Below are 18,736 nucleotides of genomic sequence, written 5' to 3' on the forward strand. Positions count from 1 at the left end.
GTCCCGCTGGGTGGCGCGGCGCGTGTGCGCGGCCGGGCGAAGGGTCGGCTGCACGCGAGCGCGGGGCCGACCGGGACGAGTGGCGGTGTTCGCATCCTCGTCGCACCCGCGTCGTGTCCACAAGGGGCCGACGACCCCTGCGACCGCTCAGCGCGGTTCGCGCAGCCCGCTGGCCCGGCGGACCGGGCGGTCGACGGCGGCGCGGATCGCGGACTCGGTGCCGACGACACGGACGTGCTCGCGCGCGCGGGTGACCGCCGTGTACAGCAGCTCGCGGGTGAGCAGCGGCGACGACTCCGGGGGCAGCAGGAGCGTGACGCGGGCGAACTGGCTGCCCTGGCCGCGGTGGACGGTCATCGCGTGGACGGGCCGGACCGTCGGCAGCTGGTGCGGGCGGACCAGGCGCGGGTTGTCGGGGTCGCCGAACGCCACCGCGACGCCGGAACCGTCGGCGACGATGACACCCGTGTCGCCGTTGTAGAGGCCGACCGACCGGTTGTTCTCGGTGACCAGGAGCGGGCGGCCCAGCGGCCACGCGCCGGTGCTGGGGACGCCGGTCGCGGCTGCGACCCAGGCCTCGGCGGTCTCGGCCCAGTGCGCGACGCCGAACGGCCCCTCGCGGTGCGCCAGCAGGAGGCGGTGGGCGCCGAGCGCGCGCAGGGCGGTTGCTGCGTCCCCGGCGCGGGCCGCGTCGGTCAGGGCCACGCCGGTCGTCTCGATGTCGGCGCGCAGGGCTGCGACGTCCGCAGGCGAGAGCCGCTCGTCGGCCGGCTCCACGAGCGAGCGGTGCTCGTCGCCGGACCGCAGCAGGGCGAGCGTCTCGTCGGCGTCGCCCGTGCGGATCGCCTCGGCGAGATCGGCCAGGGCGGTGCCGTACCGGTGGGCGTGCGTCAGCCGGACGACGCCGCGGGGGAGGGCGGCGACGAGGTCGCCCAGGACCGCGCCGGCCTCGACGCTCGCCAGCTGGTCGGGGTCGCCGACGAGGACGAGCCGCGCGGACGGACGCAGGGCGTCGGTCAGCCGCGCCATCAGGGGCAGCGAGACCATCGACGACTCGTCGACGATCACGACGTCGTGCGGCAGGCGGTGCTGCTGGTCGTGCAGGAAGCGGGTGGTCGAGTCCCGGCGGCGGCCGAGCAGGCGGTGGATCGTCATCGCCTGCAGGTCGCCGACGGCTGCGCGGTCCGTCGCCTCGAGGCGGGCGACCTCGGCGTGGACCGACTCCTGCAGGCGGGCGGCGGCCTTGCCCGTGGGGGCCGCGAGGGCGACGCGCAGCCCGGGTCCGGCGGCGGACTGGAGCGCCGCGACCAGGCGGGCGACGGTCGTGGTCTTGCCCGTGCCCGGGCCGCCGGTCAGGACGGTGAGGCGCGAGGTAGCCGCCGTCTCCAGGGCCGCGCGCTGGGCGGCGTCGGCAGGCAGCGGGAAGAGGCGCGCGACGGCGCCCGCCAGGGCCGCGGCGTCGGCCGGGGCCGGGCCGGCATCAGCGACGGCTCGGCGGACCGTCTGCTCGTCGCGCCAGTAGCGGTCGAGGTAGACGCGGCCGTCGACCCAGCGCAGCGGGCGGTCCGCCGGTCCGTCCGGTCCGTCGGCGACCAGAGGGCTGCGCCGCAGCGCCGCGTTCCACTCGTCGAGCGAGACCTGGGCGACGTCCGAGAGGACCACGCAGACCGAGCCGGCCCGCAGCGCGGCGACTGCGAGCGCAGCGGCGAGCAGGACGCGCTCGTCGGTCTCGCCGCCGATCGCGCCGAGCCGCCGTGCCACGTGCACGTCGGCCGACTCCAGCGTCCCGGCCGCCACGTAGGGGGCGAACGTCGCGGGCGCGCGCCACGGGACGGTCGGCGCGACGGTGTCGTCGGACCTCACGGTCACGGTCATGAGCGACCACCGGCGAGGAGGTCCGAGAGGGCCACGACGAGCGCAGCGGGTGGCCGCCAGGACACGACGCCGAACGGCACGCCGTCGGGGGCGACCGGGGTGGTCGGGCCGGCCATGCCGCGCAGGAAGAGGTACAGGCCGCCGCCGAGGTGGACGGCCGGGTCGTAGGACGGAACGCGCCAGCGCAGGTAGCGGTGCAGGGCCGCGGAGTAGAGCAGGAGCTGCAGCGGGTAGTGGGCGTCCATCATCGCGGCGAGGGTTGCCTCGGGGCGGTAGTGCCACAGGGACAGGGGCTCGTCGAACGCGCCCAGGCGGTTGGTCTTGTAGTCGACGACGAGGTAGCGATGGCCTCCCGACTCCGACGGCACCCGCAGGACCGCGTCGATCGAGCCCGTGAGGTACCCGCGCAGGGGCGCCGCGGCGAGCGACTCGTCGAACCGGTCGGCGTACGCGGCGAACGGGTCGTCCGCCGGCAGGTGCGCCCGCAGCAGGCCCGCGACGTCGCGGATCGTGCGTGCCGACGAGGGGCCGCGGACGTCCCCGCCGGCCAGCGGCAGCTCGAAGTCGAGCTCGGCGAGACGGTCGCGAGGGTGCAGGTCGGCGAGGGCGAGGTTCCCGGCCAGCGGGCCCAACGGGGTGCGCAGCGCGGGAAGGAGCGCCTCGGCGAGGTCCGTGGCCCCGTCCGCGCGCAGGGTCAGCTCCGCGGCGAGGTCCGGGGCGGAGGTGTCGACGAGCTCGAGCACCCGGTGCGTGAGCGTGCCGAAGAGCGTTCCGGCCGGGAGGTCGGCCATCGGGGACGCGATCGCGCGCAGCCCCGCCTCGACCGACGGGTCGTACGCCGCGTCGGGGGTCGCGACGACGACGTCCGGCTCGTCCTCGACGCCAGGCACCTCGGGCTCCGACCCCACCCGCTTCGCCTCGTGCGCGGCGGCGGTGAGCGCGGAGTAGGAGGTGCGGCGCCACACCACGTCGGGGCGCCGCCCGAGCACGGCCGCGTGCAGCTCGTCGGCCGAGGAGGCCGGGGGCGACCACGGCACCAGCGCGGTCGCCGAGGTGACCACGTCGAGCGTGAACGCGGTACCGGCCCGGGCGCGCAGGACCGCGGTCGTCTTGTCGTCGGTGGTCGTCTTCACGAGCTCGTCGGGGTTGCCGTCGGCGTCGCGACCGCCCAGCAGGAGCCGGCTGAGCGGGGCGCGGACCGAGTTCCGCGAGGGCGCCCACCACGCGACGACCTGGCTCGTGGCGCGGGTCAGGGCGACGTACGCGAGGCGCAGGCCCTCGCCGGCGTCGGCCGCGGCACCGGCCCGCGCGGCCTCGTCGTACCCCGGGCTGCCCTTGCCGCCCACGTGCAGGAAGCGGTGGTCGTCGCGGTCGTAGCCGATCGTCGCCGGCGTCTCGGGCACCCACTGGTCCCACAGGTAGGGCACGAGGACGACCGGGAACTGCAGGCCCTTGCTCGCGTGGATGGTGATGACCTGGACCGCCGCGGCGTCGGTCTCGAGCCGTCGGCTGCGCTCCTCGGTGTAGTCGGTGCCCGCCTCGTCGACCCGGCCGCGCAGCCACTCGAGGAGCGCGGCGGGCCCGAGCCCGTCCTGGGTGGCGGCGACGTGCAGGGCCTCCCCGACGTGGCGGACGTCGGTGAGCCGGCGCTCGCCGTCGGGCACCTGCACGAGCCGCTCCCGCAGGCCCGCGGCCGCGGTCGCCTCGAGCAGCGAGGCGACCCCGTGGTCGTCGAGCACGCGCGACCACGACCGCAGCCGGGCGCTGAGCTGGTTGCGTTCCTCGTCGGACGCCGAGGCGAGCTGCGTCGCGGTCCAGCCGACGAAGGGCGTCAGTGCCGCCGCGGACACGAACCCGGGGACGCCGGGGCGGGCGAGCGCCGAGAGCAGGATCAGCCAGTCGCGGGCGGACGGGGTGTCGAAGACGCTGGACAGCATCGAGATGACGGCGGGAACGCCCACGGCCGTGAGCGCGCGCTGCACCGCGACGGCGTGGGCGTTGACGCGGGTGAGCACGGCGATGTCGCCCGGCCGGACGGGGCGCCAGCCGTCCCCGTCGGCCAGCTGTTCGTCGCGCAGGGTGCTCAGGACCTGCGCGGCGACGTCGGCGTGCACGAAGTCGCGGACGCGCGCGACCGGCGGGGTCTTCGCGTCGTCGGGTGCCTTGAGGGCTTCGCGGGTCACCTGCCGGATGCGGACGGCCGGCCCACCGCTCAGTCGCCGGCCCGTGCGGGCGGGCTCGATCGGCCGCACCGTGATCCGCGGGTCGCCGAGCGCGGTGCCCGACAGGATCGGGGCGAGCCCGTCCAGCACCGCGGGGTCGGCGCGCCAGTTGCGGTGCAGCGTCTGGGTGGACGCGTCCGCGCGGGCGCGCAGGTAGGTGGCCACGTCGGCGCCCCGGAACCGGTAGATCGCCTGCTTCGGGTCGCCGATCAGGACGAGCGTGCGGTGCTTGTGGAACGCCGTCCGCAGGATGTCCCACTGCACGGGGTCGGTGTCCTGGAACTCGTCGACCATGACGACGCGGTACCGGGACCGGACCCGTGCGGCGGCGACCGGGCTGTCCGTCACCGCGTCCCTCAGCAGGACCAGCAGGTCGTCGTAGTCGAGCACGTGCTGTGCGCGCTTGCGGCGCAGGAGCTCGGTGCGGGCGGCGGTGGCCAGGCCGAAGGCATCCCGCGCCCGCGACCCGGCGGGGGCGTCGACCGGTTCCAGCACGGCGGCCGAGTCGCTGATCGCCTCGTGGGCGATCTGCCGGGCGTCCGCGACGGTCAGCGTCGGCTCGGCCGTGTCCTTGTACTTGCGCAGGTAGAGATCGTCGACGACCTCGGCCTCCAGGTCGGCGATGTCCGGGACCAGCCGCGCGTCAGGCTCGACGTCGCCGATCGTGCCCAACGACGCGAGCATCTGCTGGCAGAAGCCGTGCGTGGTGGTGATCGTCGCGGCGTCGAACTCGGCCAGCGCGACGGTGAGGCGGGCGGCGCGTTCCTCACGCTCGGACTCGGCGAGCAGCGCGACGACCGGGTCGCCCGCCGGCAGCTCGCCCGTGCGCAGGGCCCGCTCGACCTCGACGAGCCGGTCGCGCACGCGCTCACGCAGCTCCGAGGTGGCCATCCGGCTGAACGTCACCAGGAGCAGCTCCGGCAGCCGGGCCGCACCCTCCGCGACGTACCGCGCCGCGAGCGAGGCGATCGTCGTCGTCTTGCCCGTGCCGGCGCTGGCCTCCAGCACGACGGTGCCCTGCGGGAGCGGGCCGCAGACGTCGAAGGGGTCGAGCTCGCTCATGCGAACGCCACCTCCTCGTGCCCGATGAGGTCCGACCAGAGCGCCACGGAGAGCGCGCCGAGCTCGCTCGCCGGGAGCCGGTCGAAGGTGAAGGGGTCGCCGAACGCGAGCAGGAGGTAGGGGTCCACGGACTCGAACCCGCCGCGCCCGGCGGCCGCGTCCGCGGCGACCCCGAGCTCGGTGCGCGCCGCCTCGAGCGCGTCGGCTTCGTCGCCCCCGCCCACCCGGTGGTGCGCGTAGGCGTAGCTGGTGCCCAGCGGCAGCGGCAGCGGCGCGCACAGGGCCCGGTCGCGCAGGTCGACGAGCCCGGCGAGCATCGCGAGGGCGGCGTCGGGCGCGGGCGCAGCGAGCATCGCGACCCGCGACCGCAGGCCGACGCCCCGGCCGATCGTCGCGGCCGTGAACGTGCGGTCCGGGAACGCCGCGGTCAGCGCGAGCAGCTGGACCCACGCCCGCAGCCGGTGCTTGGGCGCCAGGCGCGAGAACACCGTGCGGACCAGCACGTCGCCGCGCAGCCCGTTGACCGTGCCCGTGACCACCCGGCCGTCCGGCAGGGGGACCGTGACGTCGACGCTGGTCGCGGCCTCGACCAGGTACCGCTGCGAGGCCGCGAGCAGAGGCTCGACCTGCGCCTGGATCGCCTGCAACGCCGAGCCGCCGAGGGTGGCGGGGGGCATGTGCCCGCGACGACGCTCCGCGGCGGCGGCGGCCGCCAGCGGCACCCCGGCGAGCACGGCCTGAAGCAGCCGGTCGCCGATCGGCCAGCGCTCCAGTCCGCCGAGCTCGAGGGGGAGGCGGTCGTCGAGCTGGGAGTCGTCGCCCGGCAGGCTGGCGCCGAGCCGGCCCCGGACGAAGGCGCGGACCGGGTGCTCGAGCGTCGAGGCGAGGGTGTCGAGGTCGATCACGTCGTCGGCCGGCGGCGCGAGCGGCGTCGGGACGAAGGGCTGCACCGAGGCGTGGGTCTCGCGGTGCGCGCGGGCGGCGGCGAGATCGAGCACGTCGAAGCTGAACGCGTCGGGCCGACCGAGCGCCCCGGTGACGAAGTTGCGCTCGTCGACCGTCTGCAGCGGGTGCCGGACGATCCGTGCCCGGGCGTCGCCGTCGACTGCGGCATCGAGGGCGTCCAGCAGCTCGCCGACGGGGACGGCCGGGGGTCGCGGCGTGCCCGTGCGCTCGTCGGCACCCGAGTACACGACGACCAGGTGCTCCTGGGCGCTGGTGACGGCGTCGAGGAAGAGCTGGCGGTCCTCCTGCCGGACGTCGCGCTCACCGATCAAGGGATCGCGCGCCAGGATGTCGTCGCCGTCGCGACCCGACCCGCGGGGGAACGCGCCGTCGTCCATGCCGAGCAGCGCGACCACGCGGTGCGGCACGGCCCGCATCGGGGCCAGCGAGCAGACCGTGAGCGCGCCGGTGCGGAAGCCGGACCGGGTCGGCCGACCGACGAGTTGCGGCTCGAGCAGGGCGACGACATCGGGCAGCCGGAGCACGGACTCGCCCGCGACGGCACGCGCCTGCGCGAGCGCCCGGGCGGCTTCCGCCTGCTGCCAGCGGTCGGTCGGTGCGACGTCGGTGAGCAGGGTGACCGCGTCGTCGAGCGCGTCGAACCAGTGCCCCGCCGGGTGGGCACCTGCCAGGAGCGCCAGTGTCCCGGTGAGCCGGTCGAGCAGCTCGGCGAGGCGTCCGACGAGGTCCACGTCGGTCGAGCCGACGTCGTCGACGGGCAGGACCGTGCCGACGAACCGCTGGTCCTCCTCGGCCATCGCGACCCCGAGCAGGAGCCGGTCCAGGGCGGTGGACCACGTGCCCTGCGGGAGCGAGCCGAGCTGGTAGCGCTCGCGGCGGGCGAGGTCCTCTCCCCAGCGGACGCCCGACTCGACGGCCCAGGTGCGGATGCGGTCGAGCGCCTCGTCGTCGAAACCGAACCGGCGGCGCACGGGTGCCTGGCCCGCGAGGTCGACCACCGCCGAGGCGCCGACCCGCGAGTCCGCGAGCTCGAGCAGGGTGGCCACGACCGCGAGCACCGGGTTCGCACGCGCGGGCGCACGGTCGGCGATCCGGACGCGCAGGGTGCGGCCGGGGTGCTCGGGGGACTCGTCGTCGGTGCCTGCGGCCGGCCCGAACGCCGCCTCGACGAGCGGGGCGAACGACTCGACGTCGGGGCACATGACGATGACGTCGCGCGGCTCGAGCGTCGGGTCGTCTGAGAGCAGGCCGACGACGATCTCGCGGAGCACCTCGACCTGGCGCGACCGGCCGTGGCAGGCGTGCACCTGGACCGAGGCGTCCGCCGAGACCCGTGGCCCGTCCGTCCTGTCGTCGGCGATCCGCCGCTGCAGCGCACCCAGGGCTGTGCCCGGCTTCGGGGCGGACGGGAGCACCGTGACCTGGGGCCGCAGGGCCGACACGCGCGTCGCGAGCTCGACGGCGTCGCCGGCCATCGACGCGAGCATCGGGTGGTGCGCGGGCGTCCGCAGCGACGACCGGCGCGGACCCGCGGGACCCAGCCGGTCCCAGAGCGCGAGCGACGGCTGCGGCAGCCAGAGGTGGACCTCGCGGTGCACGGCGAGAGCGTCCAGCACGCGCAGATGGCCGTCAGGCAGCGCGGTGGCGCCGAACACCGACAACCGCGCCGGTAGGTCGACGCTCGACGCGTCGTCGCGCAGCCGCTCCACCACCTCGTCGAGGCGCTCGGCGGGAGCCGGGACGCCGACGGCGTCCCGCACGAGTCGCCAGACCTGGGCCTGCCAGGTCAGGTCGTCGGGCAGCGCCTCGCCGAGGCCGTCCTCGTCGCGACCCAGGGCCCAGGCGCGCAGCATGGCCGGGCGCTGCGCGTCGTACGAGCCGAACAGCCGGGCGAGCCGGTGCGCGAGCCGGAACCGGCGGCTGCGCCGGACCTCGTCGGAGCTGTCGCCGAGATAGCGCCGGACGGTCGCCAGCCAGGGCTCGTCGAGGTGCGCGTCGAGCGTGCCGAGGACGAGCCACGGCAACCGCTCGGGACCCCACGGGTCGGCTTCCGGCGCGCCGGACAGGGTCTGTGCGACCAGCCGCGTCGGCGACGGGAAGAGCACGTTTGCGCAGATGCCGTCGCCCGACCCGGTGCCGAGCCGGTGCGAGAGCCGCTGCGCGACCCACCGCTCGACACCCCGCGTCGGCACCGCGATGACGTCCGGGACGAACGGGTCGGCCGGTGCGTCGGCGAGGATCCCGGCGAGGGCGTCGACCAGCACGTCCGTGCGCTCGGCCACGTGCACCCGCAGACCCGTCACGTCCGGCACTCTAGCCACGCCGTCCGACACGCGAACGGCTCTCTCCCCAGGTCAGGACGAGATGCGCTCGCGGACGAGCGTGACCAGCTTGCCGATGTTCACCGTCCAGCCGACGCCGAACACGCGCGGGTTGATGAACCCCGCGTCCGGGTTCCACATCCGCTGCTTGACGCGCTCGAGCGTCGGGAAGCGGAGGTCGTACGGCACGAACCCGACGATGGTCCCGTTCCACGTCCGCTCCTCGGGCGGGGTGCGCAGCTCCTTGACCACGGCGGTCACCGTCAGCGCGAACGCCACCAGCTTCCAGAAGCGGCGGAAGTTCTGGCTCCGACGGGCGCGCTCTTCGGGCGTGGTCATCTCGACTCCTTGGTCCGCGGTGGCTCTGGTCCTCCCGACACCCTGCCTCAGTTCCGTCGACGAGGGAACCGCCTGCCTCAGGACCGGATGAACTCCAGCAGGTCGGCGTTGATCGTGGCGGCCTGCGTGGTCGGCATCCCGTGCGGGAAGCCCGCGTACGTCTTGAGCGTCCCGTTCTGCAGGAGGGCCGCGGACAGCGGGCCGGAGTCCTCGTAGGGCACGATCTGGTCGTCGTCGCCGTGCATGACGAGCGTCGGCACCGTGATCCTCTTCAGGTCCTCGGTGAAGTCCGTCTGCGAGAAGGCGACGATGCCGTCGTAGTGCGCCTTGGCGCCGCCCATCATCCCCTGGCGCCACCAGTTCGCGATGATCGCCTCGACCGGCTCGACGCCGTCGCGGTTGAAGCCGTAGAACGGCCCGGACGGCAGGTCGCGGTAGAAGGCCGAGCGGTTCGTGGCCACCTGCTCCTGGAGCCCGTCGAAGACCTCCTTGGGCAGGCCGCCGGGGTTCGACTCGGTCTTGACCATGATCGGCGGGACGGCGCTGATGAGCGCGGCCTTGGCGACGCGGCTCTCCCCGTGGCGGGCGATGTAGTGCACCACCTCACCGCCGCCGGTCGAGTGGCCGACGTGCACGGCGTCGTGCAGGTCGAGGTGCTCGGTGACGGCGGCCAGGTCGTCGGCGTAGTGGTCCATGTCGTGGCCGTCGGCGGACTGGGTGGACCGGCCGTGGCCGCGCCGGTCGTGGGCGACGACGCGGTAGCCGTTGGCGAGGAAGAACATGAGCTGGGCGTCCCAGTCGTCGCTCGACAGCGGCCAGCCGTGGCTGAACACGATCGGCTGCCCCGAGCCCCAGTCCTTGTAGAAGATCTCGATGCCGTCGGTGGTGGTGATGGTTCCCATGACTGTGCTCCCAACAGGTCGGTCCCTCGACACTATGGTCGGACCGGACGCCTCGCGACCTATCCTGGCGACCGGTCGGTGAACGCTGGACGAAGGGACGACGAGTGACCGCGCAGCCCGTGCTCACGCCGCTGACCAGCAACGCGATCTTCCTCGTGCTCAGCGTGCTGCCCGGCGGCGAGGCCCAGGTCCGTGACGCGCTGACCGAGGTCACCGGGTTGCAGCGGTCGGTCGGTTTCCGCGACCCCGCCGCGGGGCTCGCGGTCGTCACCGGAATCGGCTCCAAGGCGTGGGACCGGCTCTTCGCCGGCAGTCCACGGCCCGCGGGCCTGCATCCCTTCCAGGAGGTCCACGGCGACAAGCACCGTGCCGTGGCGAGCCCGGGTGACCTCATGTTCCATATCCGGGCCACGCGCATGGACTTCTGCTTCGAGCTCGCGACACACCTGGTCGACCGGCTGCGCGGTGCCGCCGTCGTCGTCGACGAGGTCCACGGCTTCAAGTACTTCGACGAGCGCGACCTGCTCGGGTTCGTCGACGGGACCGAGAACCCCGTGGGTGCTGCGGCGCTGGCGGCCGTCACGGTCGGTTCCGAGGACCCAGGGTTCGAGGACTCCAGCTACGTCATCGTCCAGAAGTACGTGCACGATCTCGACACGTGGAACGCCTTGCCGGTCGAGGTGCAGGAGCACGTGATCGGGAGGACCAAGCTCGCGGACATCGAGCTTCCCGACGACATCAAGCCGACCAACTCGCACGTCGCCCTCACGGTGATCGAGGAGCCCGACGGCACCGAGCGCAAGATCGTGCGCGACAACATGCCGTTCGGCCGGGTGGGCGAGGGGGAGTTCGGCACCTACTTCATCGGGTACGCGAACCACCCCGACGTGATCGAGCTGATGCTCACCAACATGTTCGTCGGCAAGCCGCCGGGCAACTACGACCGCATCCTCGACTTCTCGACCGCGGTCACCGGAAATCTGTTCTTCGTCCCCACGGTTGAGTTCCTCGACGACGGTCCGTCCTCGACGTCCGAGGTCGCCGCGGACGAAGCAGCACCACCCACCGACTCCTCGCTGGGGATCGGCAGCCTGAGAAGGAGCGAGTCCTGATGAACAACCTGCACCGCGAGCTGGCGCCGATCTCGGACGCGGCCTGGGAGGACCTCGAGGCCGAGGCTCGTCGCACGTTCACGCGGCACGTGGCCGGCCGACGCGTCGTCGATGTCGTCGGACCCACGGGGGAGTCGCTCGCCGCGGTCGGCACGGGCAAGGTCTCACCGGTGGCGCCGCCCGCCGACGGCGTCCGCGCGCAGGTGCGCCTGGCGCAGCCGCTCGTCGAGCTGCGCGTGCCCTTCACGGTCGACCGCCAGTCCGTCGACGACGTGGAGCGAGGCCGCAAGGACCCCGACTGGCAGCCCGTCAAGGACGCGGCCAAGCAGATCGCCTTCGCCGAGGACCGCGCGATCTTCGAGGGCTTCGCCGCCGCGGGCATCGAGGGCGTGCGCGCGGGCATCTCGAACGAGTCGGTCGCTCTGCCCACCGAGATCCGCGACTACCCGACCGCCGTCACCCAGGCGCTGACCGAGCTCCGGCTCGCCGGCGTCGACGGACCGATCGCCCTGCTGCTGTCCGCCGACCTGTACACGGCCGTCACCGAGACCTCCGACCACGGCTACCCGATCCGCGAGCACCTCGCCCGCGTCGTCGACGACATCATCTGGGCGCCCGCGATCGACGGCGCGTTCCTGCTGTCCACCCGCGGCGGCGACTACGAGCTGCACCTCGGGCAGGACCTGTCGATCGGCTATCTGTCGCACGACGCGGCGAGCGTCCAGCTCTACTTCCAGGAGTCGCTGACGTTCATCGTGCAGACGAGCGAGGCGGGCGTCGCCCTGACGCACGCCTGATTTGCCGTCCGCCTCCTCGGGCAGCCGTAGACCGACGCAATTGCGAGAGCCACCCGATCGAGCGACATTGCGCCTCCACGGTGGCCGAGGAACATTTGGTGCGTGAATGGCTCGCCAACTACGCAGGCTCAATGACGGGGATCGCGAACTGTCCGAGGAAGCCGACCTGGCTGACCTCCTGGGACACGTCGAACATGGTGTCGCCGGAGATGGGAGTCGGCGTGAGCACATCCAGCACGGCACCCGTCGGTGGTGTCTCCACGATATGCAACGTCAGGATCGCCGGGTTCGGGTTGATACCTGGGTTCCCATACTCGAGCGTCAACGTGAAACCGCTCGTCGGGCTGGTCCCAAACCCGTTCACGTAGATGTGCCGGCTCTCGCCGGTGTATATCGCACGCGCGGTGAAATCTTCAGCCTGAAACGTGGTCGCGTATGTCATTTTCCGACGATAGACCTGCGAATCCGTCCGTGAACAGCGCATCAATTGCATTGCTCCAGGCATCCGTGTGCGGAACCCGGAGCGGCAGGTCGCCTAGTCGTTGTCCGACGGCCCCAGGGCCAGCGGCAGGATCACCGAGTCGATCATGCGGACGATGAAGTCGTCGTCGACCTTCAGCCCGGCGACCATCTTGCGGTAGGAGATCATCGCGGGTGCGACCGCGGACACGATGTCGAGGTCGATGTCGTCGCGCAGCTCGCCGCGCTCCTGGGCCCGGTCGAGGAGCGCGCGCATGAGGGCGACGCGGGTCCTGACGAACTGCTCGTGGAAGACGCTCGCGACCTCGGGGTTCTCGCGGACCGCCGACATCAGGCCGGACATGAGCTCGGTGGTGTCGTCGCTCGGGCGACCGAAGCGGACGGCCATGAGGTCGCCGCGCAGCGTGCCGGTGTCGGGGATGTCGTCGATCGTCACCATGAAGCCGCGTGCGCAGACGACGGCCTCGACCGTGAGCTGCACCTTGGACGGCCAGCGGCGGTAGACCGTGGCCTTGCCGGTGCCCGCGCGCTCGGCGACGGCGTCCATCGTCATGCCGTCGAACCCCTCCTCGGCGAGGAGCTGGCGCGCGGCCTCGAGGATCGCGTCGTCCTTGGACTCGTCGCGTCGTCGGCCCGGCTTGCGCGCCACCGTCGTCGTCTCCACCAGGCCCCTTCCGTCGAGCGCTGCGCCCAAGAACTACATGACAGATGTAACGATACCCGGGGGTTCCGGAACTGGCGAGTTCTGTAATAGAGTCGGTTGCACCGACCACGACGTCTTCCAGGAGCAGAGCCATGTCCACCCCACTCGTAGAGACCAAGCACCGCTGGTGGGTCCTTGCCACCGTGGCGCTCGCACAGCTCATGGTCGTGCTCGACGCGACCATCGTGAACATCGCGATGCCCTCCGCCCAGGCGGACCTCGGGTTCAGCGACAACGACCGCCAGTGGGTGGTCACGGCGTACGCCCTCGCGTTCGGCAGCCTGCTGCTGCTCGGCGGGCGGCTCGCGGACATGTTCGGCCGTCGCCGCATGTTCCTCATCGGCCTCGTCGGCTTCGCGGTCGCGTCGGCCCTCGGCGGTGCGGCGCAGAGCTTCGAGATGCTTGTCGGGGCCCGCGCCCTGCAGGGTGCGTTCGCAGCGGTCCTCGCGCCGGCCGCCCTCTCCGTCCTGACGACGACGTTCACCGAGGCCAAGGAGCGCGCCCGCGCGTTCGGCGTCTTCGGCGCGATCGCCGGCATGGGCGGCGCCATCGGCCTGATGCTCGGCGGGTTCCTCACCGAGAACTTCAACTGGCGCTGGAACCTCTACGTCAACGTGATCATCGCCGTGATCGCGTTCGTCGCCGGCAGCGTGCTGCTGTCCAAGACCGTCGTGCGGCACCACAACCAGCTCGACCTGTCGAGCATCCTGCTGGCATCCAGCGGTCTGTTCCTGCTGGTCTTCGGCTTCTCGCAGGCCGAGCCCAAGGGCTGGTCCTCGCCCGAGGTCTGGGGCTCACTGGCGGCCAGCGTCGTCCTGCTGGTCGGCTTCGTGATCCGCCAGCGCACGTCCGAGTTCCCACTCCTGCCGCTCTCGATCGTGCAGGACCGCGACCGCGGGGCGTCGTTCCTCGCGATCCTCGTCGCCGGTTCGGGCATGTTCGGCGTGTTCCTGTTCCTGACGTACTACCTGCAGCTCACGCTCGGGTACTCGCCGGTCCAGACCGGCACGGCGTTCCTGCCGATGATCGTGTTCATCGTCATCACGGCGCAGGTCCAGAACAACATCCTCGTGCCGCGGTTCGGGCCGAAGGTCGTCGTGCCGGTCGGCATGGCGCTCGGCGCGGGCGCGATGCTCGTGTTCACCACGCTCGAGGCGGGCAGCCCCTACTGGCACGTGCTGGTCGGCCTGATCCTCATGGGCATCGGGATGGGCTCGATCATGCCGCCGTCGTTCCAGGCCGCCACCCTCGGCGTCCCGCGGTCGTCCGCCGGTGCCGCCTCGGCCATGGTCTCGACGAGCCAGCAGGTCGGTGGTGCCATCGGCACGGCCGTCCTGAACACGATCGCCGCGACCGCCGCGGCGGCCTACATCGCCGACAACCAGCCGGCCGGCCCCGAGGTCGTCGCGGCCGGTGCGATCCACTCGTTCTCGGTGGCGTACACCTGGTCCGCGGGGATCTTCCTGTTCGGGGCGATCCTGACCGCGAGCCTGTTCCGCACCCGGGGCGACCGGGCGGCCCGCCTCGCTGCCTCGGAAGCAGCCGCGGCACCGGCCGCACCCGCCGCACCTGCCGACGAGGCGCCTGTGCTCGCGCACTGAGCCCGTCACCACAGAGCGCCCTCGACCGGCTGGACCGGTCGGGGGCGCCCTGTCGTGCATCCGGGTGGGGCCAGACCGGGCTCCCGCACCTGCTGCGACGCGTCGTGGCCGCGGACCAGCGCGACTTGCTGCACGCTCGCTCGCGGCCGCGTCATGCCATCGCTCACGCCGGGGCGAGCAGCTCGACGAGGCGGGCGAGGACGGGTGGCCACGTGTCGTCGGCGCCGTCGTCGCCCTCGAGCTCGTCGATCTCCAGGCGCACGGTGCACCCCTCGTCGCCCGGTGTGACGATCCAGGTGAGGTAGACCGGCGGGTCGTCGGCGGCGCCCTGGAGCACGTACGACAGCCGTTGCCCGGGGCGGCAGCAGAGCACCTGGCCGCGCAGCGCGTGACCGAGCGGGTGGGCGGCGTGGATGGTGGCCTGCTCGGTCCACGACGAGACCAGCGTCAGCCCGTAGAGGTACTGCGGCGTCTGCTCCGGGTCGGTCAGGGCCAACCAGACCCGCGCCGCGCCGGCAGGCGTGCAGCACTCGTACGCGCGGCTGACGAGCTCGTCCATCCCGGCGCCTCTCTTCGGTGAGCGACCTGCCCAGGATCTCCCACGGCGCATGCAACCGGCGGGGTGAACTTCCGTGGCGGACCAGCAAGGACCTTGTGCCCTGGTCGCGCCCAGTCCCCACCGAGCACCCTCGAGACGTGCGTCCTGCGGGTCACGAGCGTTCGACGGTCACGGTGGCGGATCGGTTTCCACTGCCGGGCCGATGGGCGCTCGGGCTCGCCGGGCTCACGACCGTCGGCGCGCTCGCCGGGGTCCAAGGGTTCCTGTCGGGCCAGTTCGACCCCCTCGTCGACCAGCTGGCGGAACCTCTCGAGCTCGTGGACGGGCCGCAGTGGCCCGCCCTCGCGCTCGGGGTCTGCGTCGGCCTTCCCCAGGCCGTGGCGCTGATCCTGGGACTTCGACGGCACCCTCGTGCCGGCCCGGTGAGTCTCGGCGCGGGAGTCGTGCTCACCGGGTGGGTGCTCGTGCAGCTGCCGTTGATCGGGTGGACGTCCCCGGTGCAGTGGGCATTCTTCGCGATCGGGCTCGGAGAGGTCGCCACGTCGATCCTCTGGCTGCGCAGCGCACGAGCGCGCTGACGACCCGCGTGTGCGGCGCCGTCCGAGCGGGCGGCGCCGCACCGCGCAGACGAGCGTCAGTACCGGAGCTCGACGTCGTCGTCCTCGAGCTCGGAGATGTCGTCCGAGGTCGCGCGCAGGAGGCGGTCGGCCAGCTCGCGCAACGCTCGCGCGGCCGCGAGCTCCTCGCCGATCTCGGGGACGTTCCGGTCGTGGGGCGAGCGACGTGCGCGCCCGTAGCCGTCGAGCGTCGTTCCGCTCGAGGTGTTCAGGACCGCGTGCGCCTTGGTGACGAAGCCGTCGCGCCGGACGTCGTCGGCCTCGAAGAGGTGGATCGTTGCCGTCCACGTGTGGGTCATGGCCGTCCTCCCTCGCGTCGTCGCGGGGTTCGTCGGGCTGGGATGGCTCGCATCCGCCCCGTAGACCCACGGTGCGTCGCCGCGACGACCGGGGGTAGAGCACAAGGTCCCGCCGGTCGTCGCGGGGGAGCGGACCTAGGCGGCCAGGCCCTGGTCGGCGCGACGTGCGCGCCGTCTGCCGGGCACCACGGCGCCGTCGTCGACGATCGTGTCCTCCTCGATCCGCGCCCCGACCTCGACCAGGACGCCGGCGCCGAGCCGTGCCCGGCTGCCGATGCGGGCGTGCTCACCCACGCGCGAGCCGCGACCCACGTGCACGTGCGTCCCGACGACCACGTCCGGGCCCACGGAGACGTCGCGGTCGATCCAGCTCCAGGCGCCGATCCGCGTGCCGGCGCCGACGGTCGCGCCGGCCTCCACGTAGGCGGTCCGGGCGATCTCGGCCTCCGCGCTCGCTCGCGCGTCCGGCGAGACCAGCCCGCCTCCGTTCGCGTGCCGGTCGTACCGCACCATCCGGCCGTTGTCGTCCTCGAACTCGACTCGGCCCTTCCTCGTCGACATTGCCACCTCTTCTTCGGAATCGTTCTCGCATGACATAACATCCGCGAGGCTGTGCCGATTCCTTCGGGCAATCAGTCCGGGAGCTGCGGGGCGGCGAAGCCCTCCCCGGTGCGCAGGAGGCTGGCGCGCCGCAGCGCCGACGTGCCGAAGCGCGCCGAGACGGTGTCGAGGGCGGCGTCCAGGCCGCTGTGGTCGGGGCCGTCCAGCGGCAGGACCATCTGGTAGAACTCGTCGGACTCGAGGCCGGTGAGCGCGATGCCGACCAGCGTGATCCCACGGGTGCGGATGAGCGCTGCGGCCGCGTCGAGCAGCAGGAGGGCGGTCGTGGCGATGTCCTCGCCCGACGCCGTGGCCTGCGGCATGGACCGCGACCGCGTGGCCTTGGTGTAGTCCTCGAAGCGCAGCCGCAGGACGACGGTGCGGGCGGTGCGGTGGCCCGTACGCATGCGGCGGCAGACCCGGTCCACCAGGCCGAGCAGCGCGGCGCGGACGAACGCGTCCTGGTGGGGACCGTGGCCGATGGCGCGCTGCGCACCGATCGACCCGCGCGGCCGGCCGGCGATCACGGTGGCCGGCGTGTGCCCGTGCACGACGGCGTACAGGTGGCGCCCGGCGGCGGGTCCGAGCGTGCCGGTGAGCACGGACTGGGGGAGCGCGGCGACGTCTCCCGCGGTGCGCAGGCCGTACGTGTGCAGCTTGGCCGCGGTGATCTCCCCGACACCCCAGAGCTGTTCGAGCGGCAGCGGGTACAGGAACGCCTCCTCCCCGTCGGGCGGCACCAGCAGCAGGCCGTCCGGCTTGGCCACCCGGCTGGCGACCTTGGCGAGGAACGGCGTGCGCGCGACGCCGACGGTGATCGGCAGGCCGACCTCGTCGCGGACCCAGTCCCGCAGCCGGGCGCCGATCTGGAGCGGTGCGACGTCGATCCGGTGCAGCCCCGAGACGTCGAGGAACGCCTCGTCGATCGACACGCCCTGGACCTGCGGCGTGGTGCGGCGGAACAGCTCGAACACGGCCTTGCTCGCCTCGACGTACGCGTCGAACCGCGGCCGGACGATGATCAGGTTGGGGCACAGCGCGCGCGCCTGCCGACCGCCCATCGCGGTGCGCACGCCCCGGCGCTTGGCCTCGTAGGACGCCGCGAGCACGACGCCGCCGCCCACGGCGACCGGCCGTCCGCGCAGGCGGGGGTCGTCGCGCTGCTCGACCGACGCGTAGAACGCGTCGAGGTCGGCGTGCAGGATGGTGGATCGGGGTTCGGGCACGAACATATGTTCGACCCAAGGTCTGACATCGGGCTACGCGACACCCCCGACGACCGCGAGCTCACCCACCGCTCCGTCCGCGACCGCCACGATGAGCGACCCGCAGGGACCCCGCCAGGTGCTGCTCATAGGGCGCGGCGAGCGGCGCCCGGCACGTCCAGCGGTCGCCGGTGTGCGTCGCCGGCACGGCGACCCCGTCTACCAAGACTCGACGCTGCTCGTGCACAGCATGCCCGCTGTGAACAGCTGATGACGTTCCTGCCGAACTCGTTGCTCAGGACGACCGTTCGTGCCAGGTTGAGAAAGTCCGTCTCAAGCCTCGACCAAGGGAACGCCTCATGACCGACAAGCCGACCATCGTCCTGATCCACGGATCGTTCGCCGACGCCTCCGGCTGGGGCGGCGTCATCACCCGGCTCCTCGCCCAGGGGTACTCCGTCTACGCGCCGACGAACGAGCTGCGCGGGCTCGCGTCGGACGCCGACTACGTCCGGGCGTTCCTCGCGACGATCGAGGGCCCGGTCGTCCTTGTCGGCCACTCGTACGGCGGCGCGGTGATCACGAACGCCGCGGTCGGGGCGCCGAACGTCCGGGCGCTCGTCTACGTCGCCGCGTTCGCGCTCGACGAGGGCGAGCCGGTGGCCGGCGCGCTCGCCCTGGCCGGTGACGCCGTCGACCTCACGTCGATCGTGGACATCCGCCCGTACGCCGGCGCCCCCGAGGGCGATGCGGACGCGTACCTCAAGCTCGATATCTTCCCGCAGGCCTTCTGCCAGGACCTGCCCGCCGAGCTCGCCGCGATCATGGCCGTGACGCAGCGCCCCGGCACGCTGTCGTCGCTGACCACGCCGTCCGGTCCGCCCGCATGGAAGACGCTCCCCAGCTGGTACCTCGTCGCGTCGTCGGACCGGGTCATCCCGCCGGCCGCCGAGCGGATCATGGCCGAGCGCGCGGGTGCCACGACGGTCGAGGTCGACAGCTCGCACGTCGCGATGATCAGCCACCCCGACGAGGTGACGGACCTGATCCTGGCGGCCGTCGCAGGCTCGTAGTGC

16 protein-coding genes are annotated in these 18,736 nt (G+C 73.1%); 5 read left to right on the forward strand and 11 right to left on the reverse strand.

Going from position 1 to position 18,736, the window contains the following annotated elements; all coding sequences use genetic code 11:
- Positions 1-147 precede the first annotated feature (147 nt).
- The 5 genes from recD to AC1DZC_RS12415 form a co-directional block, all read right to left on the reverse strand.
- A complete protein-coding gene (gene recD, locus AC1DZC_RS12395; protein ID WP_477043479.1) occupies positions 148-1,875 on the reverse strand; it encodes an exodeoxyribonuclease V subunit alpha in 1,728 nt (575 codons plus the stop codon).
- Positions 1,872-5,159 (reverse strand): UvrD-helicase domain-containing protein, encoded by a 3,288-nt coding sequence (locus tag AC1DZC_RS12400; protein WP_477043480.1) that lies wholly within the window; start codon positions 5,157-5,159, stop codon positions 1,872-1,874. Before AC1DZC_RS12400 ends, recD begins: the two co-directional genes overlap by 4 nt.
- Complete coding sequence (gene recC / locus AC1DZC_RS12405; RefSeq protein WP_477043481.1) at positions 5,156-8,428, reverse strand: exodeoxyribonuclease V subunit gamma; 3,273 nt, start codon at positions 8,426-8,428, stop codon at positions 5,156-5,158. The genes AC1DZC_RS12400 and recC overlap by 4 nt, the downstream gene beginning before the upstream one ends.
- A 51-nt stretch (positions 8,429-8,479) precedes the next feature.
- Positions 8,480-8,785, reverse strand: a complete 306-nt coding sequence (locus tag AC1DZC_RS12410) for a DUF5808 domain-containing protein (RefSeq protein ID WP_477043482.1) — start codon at positions 8,783-8,785, stop codon at positions 8,480-8,482.
- Between the two features lie 77 nt (positions 8,786-8,862).
- A complete protein-coding gene (locus AC1DZC_RS12415) occupies positions 8,863-9,687 on the reverse strand; it encodes an alpha/beta fold hydrolase (RefSeq protein WP_477043483.1) in 825 nt (274 codons plus the stop codon).
- A gap of 104 nt (positions 9,688-9,791) precedes the next feature.
- Between AC1DZC_RS12415 and AC1DZC_RS12420 the strand changes: the two genes are divergently transcribed.
- Both AC1DZC_RS12420 and AC1DZC_RS12425 read left to right on the forward strand, forming a co-directional pair.
- Positions 9,792-10,799: a Dyp-type peroxidase gene (locus AC1DZC_RS12420; RefSeq protein ID WP_477043484.1), complete on the forward strand. Its 1,008-nt coding sequence runs from the start codon at positions 9,792-9,794 to the stop codon at positions 10,797-10,799.
- Positions 10,799-11,596 (forward strand): family 1 encapsulin nanocompartment shell protein, encoded by a 798-nt coding sequence (locus AC1DZC_RS12425; protein WP_477043485.1) that lies wholly within the window; start codon positions 10,799-10,801, stop codon positions 11,594-11,596. The genes AC1DZC_RS12420 and AC1DZC_RS12425 overlap by 1 nt, the downstream gene beginning before the upstream one ends.
- Before the next feature lie 118 nt (positions 11,597-11,714).
- Here the strand turns inward: AC1DZC_RS12425 and AC1DZC_RS12430 are convergent, their stop codons facing one another.
- Positions 11,715-12,038 carry a hypothetical protein gene (locus tag AC1DZC_RS12430; protein ID WP_477043486.1) on the reverse strand — a complete coding sequence of 108 codons (324 nt, stop codon included), beginning with the start codon at positions 12,036-12,038 and terminating at the stop codon, positions 11,715-11,717.
- Between the two features lie 93 nt (positions 12,039-12,131).
- Positions 12,132-12,740 (reverse strand): TetR/AcrR family transcriptional regulator, encoded by a 609-nt coding sequence (locus AC1DZC_RS12435; RefSeq protein WP_477043487.1) that lies wholly within the window; start codon positions 12,738-12,740, stop codon positions 12,132-12,134.
- A 131-nt stretch (positions 12,741-12,871) separates the two neighbouring features.
- Here AC1DZC_RS12435 and AC1DZC_RS12440 point away from each other — a divergent pair, with 131 nt between their 5' ends.
- Positions 12,872-14,380, forward strand: a complete 1,509-nt coding sequence (locus AC1DZC_RS12440) for an MFS transporter (protein ID WP_477043488.1) — start codon at positions 12,872-12,874, stop codon at positions 14,378-14,380.
- A 163-nt stretch (positions 14,381-14,543) separates the two neighbouring features.
- On the opposite strand, the gene AC1DZC_RS12445 is transcribed toward AC1DZC_RS12440, so the two are convergent.
- A complete protein-coding gene (locus AC1DZC_RS12445; protein WP_477038770.1) occupies positions 14,544-14,939 on the reverse strand; it encodes an SRPBCC domain-containing protein in 396 nt (131 codons plus the stop codon).
- Between the two features lie 137 nt (positions 14,940-15,076).
- On the opposite strand from AC1DZC_RS12445, the gene AC1DZC_RS12450 reads away from it, so the two are divergent.
- Complete coding sequence (locus tag AC1DZC_RS12450; RefSeq protein ID WP_477043489.1) at positions 15,077-15,517, forward strand: hypothetical protein; 441 nt, start codon at positions 15,077-15,079, stop codon at positions 15,515-15,517.
- Between the two features lie 56 nt (positions 15,518-15,573).
- On the opposite strand, the gene AC1DZC_RS12455 is transcribed toward AC1DZC_RS12450, so the two are convergent.
- From AC1DZC_RS12455 to dinB, 3 genes are all read right to left on the reverse strand, one after another.
- A complete protein-coding gene (locus tag AC1DZC_RS12455; RefSeq protein WP_477043490.1) occupies positions 15,574-15,855 on the reverse strand; it encodes a dsRBD fold-containing protein in 282 nt (93 codons plus the stop codon).
- A gap of 135 nt (positions 15,856-15,990) precedes the next feature.
- Complete coding sequence (locus AC1DZC_RS12460; protein WP_477038772.1) at positions 15,991-16,416, reverse strand: transferase; 426 nt, start codon at positions 16,414-16,416, stop codon at positions 15,991-15,993.
- A 71-nt stretch (positions 16,417-16,487) separates the two neighbouring features.
- The gene (gene dinB / locus AC1DZC_RS12465) at positions 16,488-17,687 is read right to left on the reverse strand and encodes a DNA polymerase IV (RefSeq protein ID WP_477043491.1); all 1,200 of its coding nucleotides are present in this window, start codon (positions 17,685-17,687) and stop codon (positions 16,488-16,490) included.
- A gap of 332 nt (positions 17,688-18,019) precedes the next feature.
- Between dinB and AC1DZC_RS12470 the strand changes: the two genes are divergently transcribed.
- On the forward strand, positions 18,020-18,733 hold the full coding sequence (locus AC1DZC_RS12470; protein WP_477043492.1) for an alpha/beta fold hydrolase: 714 nt from the start codon (positions 18,020-18,022) through the stop codon (positions 18,731-18,733).
- The last annotated feature ends 3 nt before the right edge of the window (positions 18,734-18,736 follow it).

Source organism: Cellulomonas sp. P2_B4 (genome assembly GCF_056404795.1).

What these genes read in the sequence shown, in the direction of transcription:
- recD (WP_477043479.1), bottom strand. Translation starts at nt 1,875, where the DNA reads ATGACCGTGACCGTGAGGTCCGACGACACCGTCGCGCCGACCGTCCCG.
- AC1DZC_RS12400 (WP_477043480.1), bottom strand. Translation starts at nt 5,159, where the DNA reads ATGAGCGAGCTCGACCCCTTCGACGTCTGCGGCCCGCTCCCGCAGGGC.
- AC1DZC_RS12410 (WP_477043482.1), bottom strand. Translation starts at nt 8,785, where the DNA reads ATGACCACGCCCGAAGAGCGCGCCCGTCGGAGCCAGAACTTCCGCCGC.
- AC1DZC_RS12415 (WP_477043483.1), bottom strand. Translation starts at nt 9,687, where the DNA reads ATGGGAACCATCACCACCACCGACGGCATCGAGATCTTCTACAAGGAC.
- AC1DZC_RS12425 (WP_477043485.1), top strand. Translation starts at nt 10,799, where the DNA reads ATGAACAACCTGCACCGCGAGCTGGCGCCGATCTCGGACGCGGCCTGG.
- AC1DZC_RS12430 (WP_477043486.1), bottom strand. Translation starts at nt 12,038, where the DNA reads ATGACATACGCGACCACGTTTCAGGCTGAAGATTTCACCGCGCGTGCG.
- AC1DZC_RS12440 (WP_477043488.1), top strand. Translation starts at nt 12,872, where the DNA reads ATGTCCACCCCACTCGTAGAGACCAAGCACCGCTGGTGGGTCCTTGCC.
- AC1DZC_RS12445 (WP_477038770.1), bottom strand. Translation starts at nt 14,939, where the DNA reads ATGGACGAGCTCGTCAGCCGCGCGTACGAGTGCTGCACGCCTGCCGGC.
- AC1DZC_RS12455 (WP_477043490.1), bottom strand. Translation starts at nt 15,855, where the DNA reads ATGACCCACACGTGGACGGCAACGATCCACCTCTTCGAGGCCGACGAC.
- AC1DZC_RS12460 (WP_477038772.1), bottom strand. Translation starts at nt 16,416, where the DNA reads ATGTCGACGAGGAAGGGCCGAGTCGAGTTCGAGGACGACAACGGCCGG.
- dinB (WP_477043491.1), bottom strand. Translation starts at nt 17,687, where the DNA reads ATGTTCGTGCCCGAACCCCGATCCACCATCCTGCACGCCGACCTCGAC.
- AC1DZC_RS12470 (WP_477043492.1), top strand. Translation starts at nt 18,020, where the DNA reads ATGACCGACAAGCCGACCATCGTCCTGATCCACGGATCGTTCGCCGAC.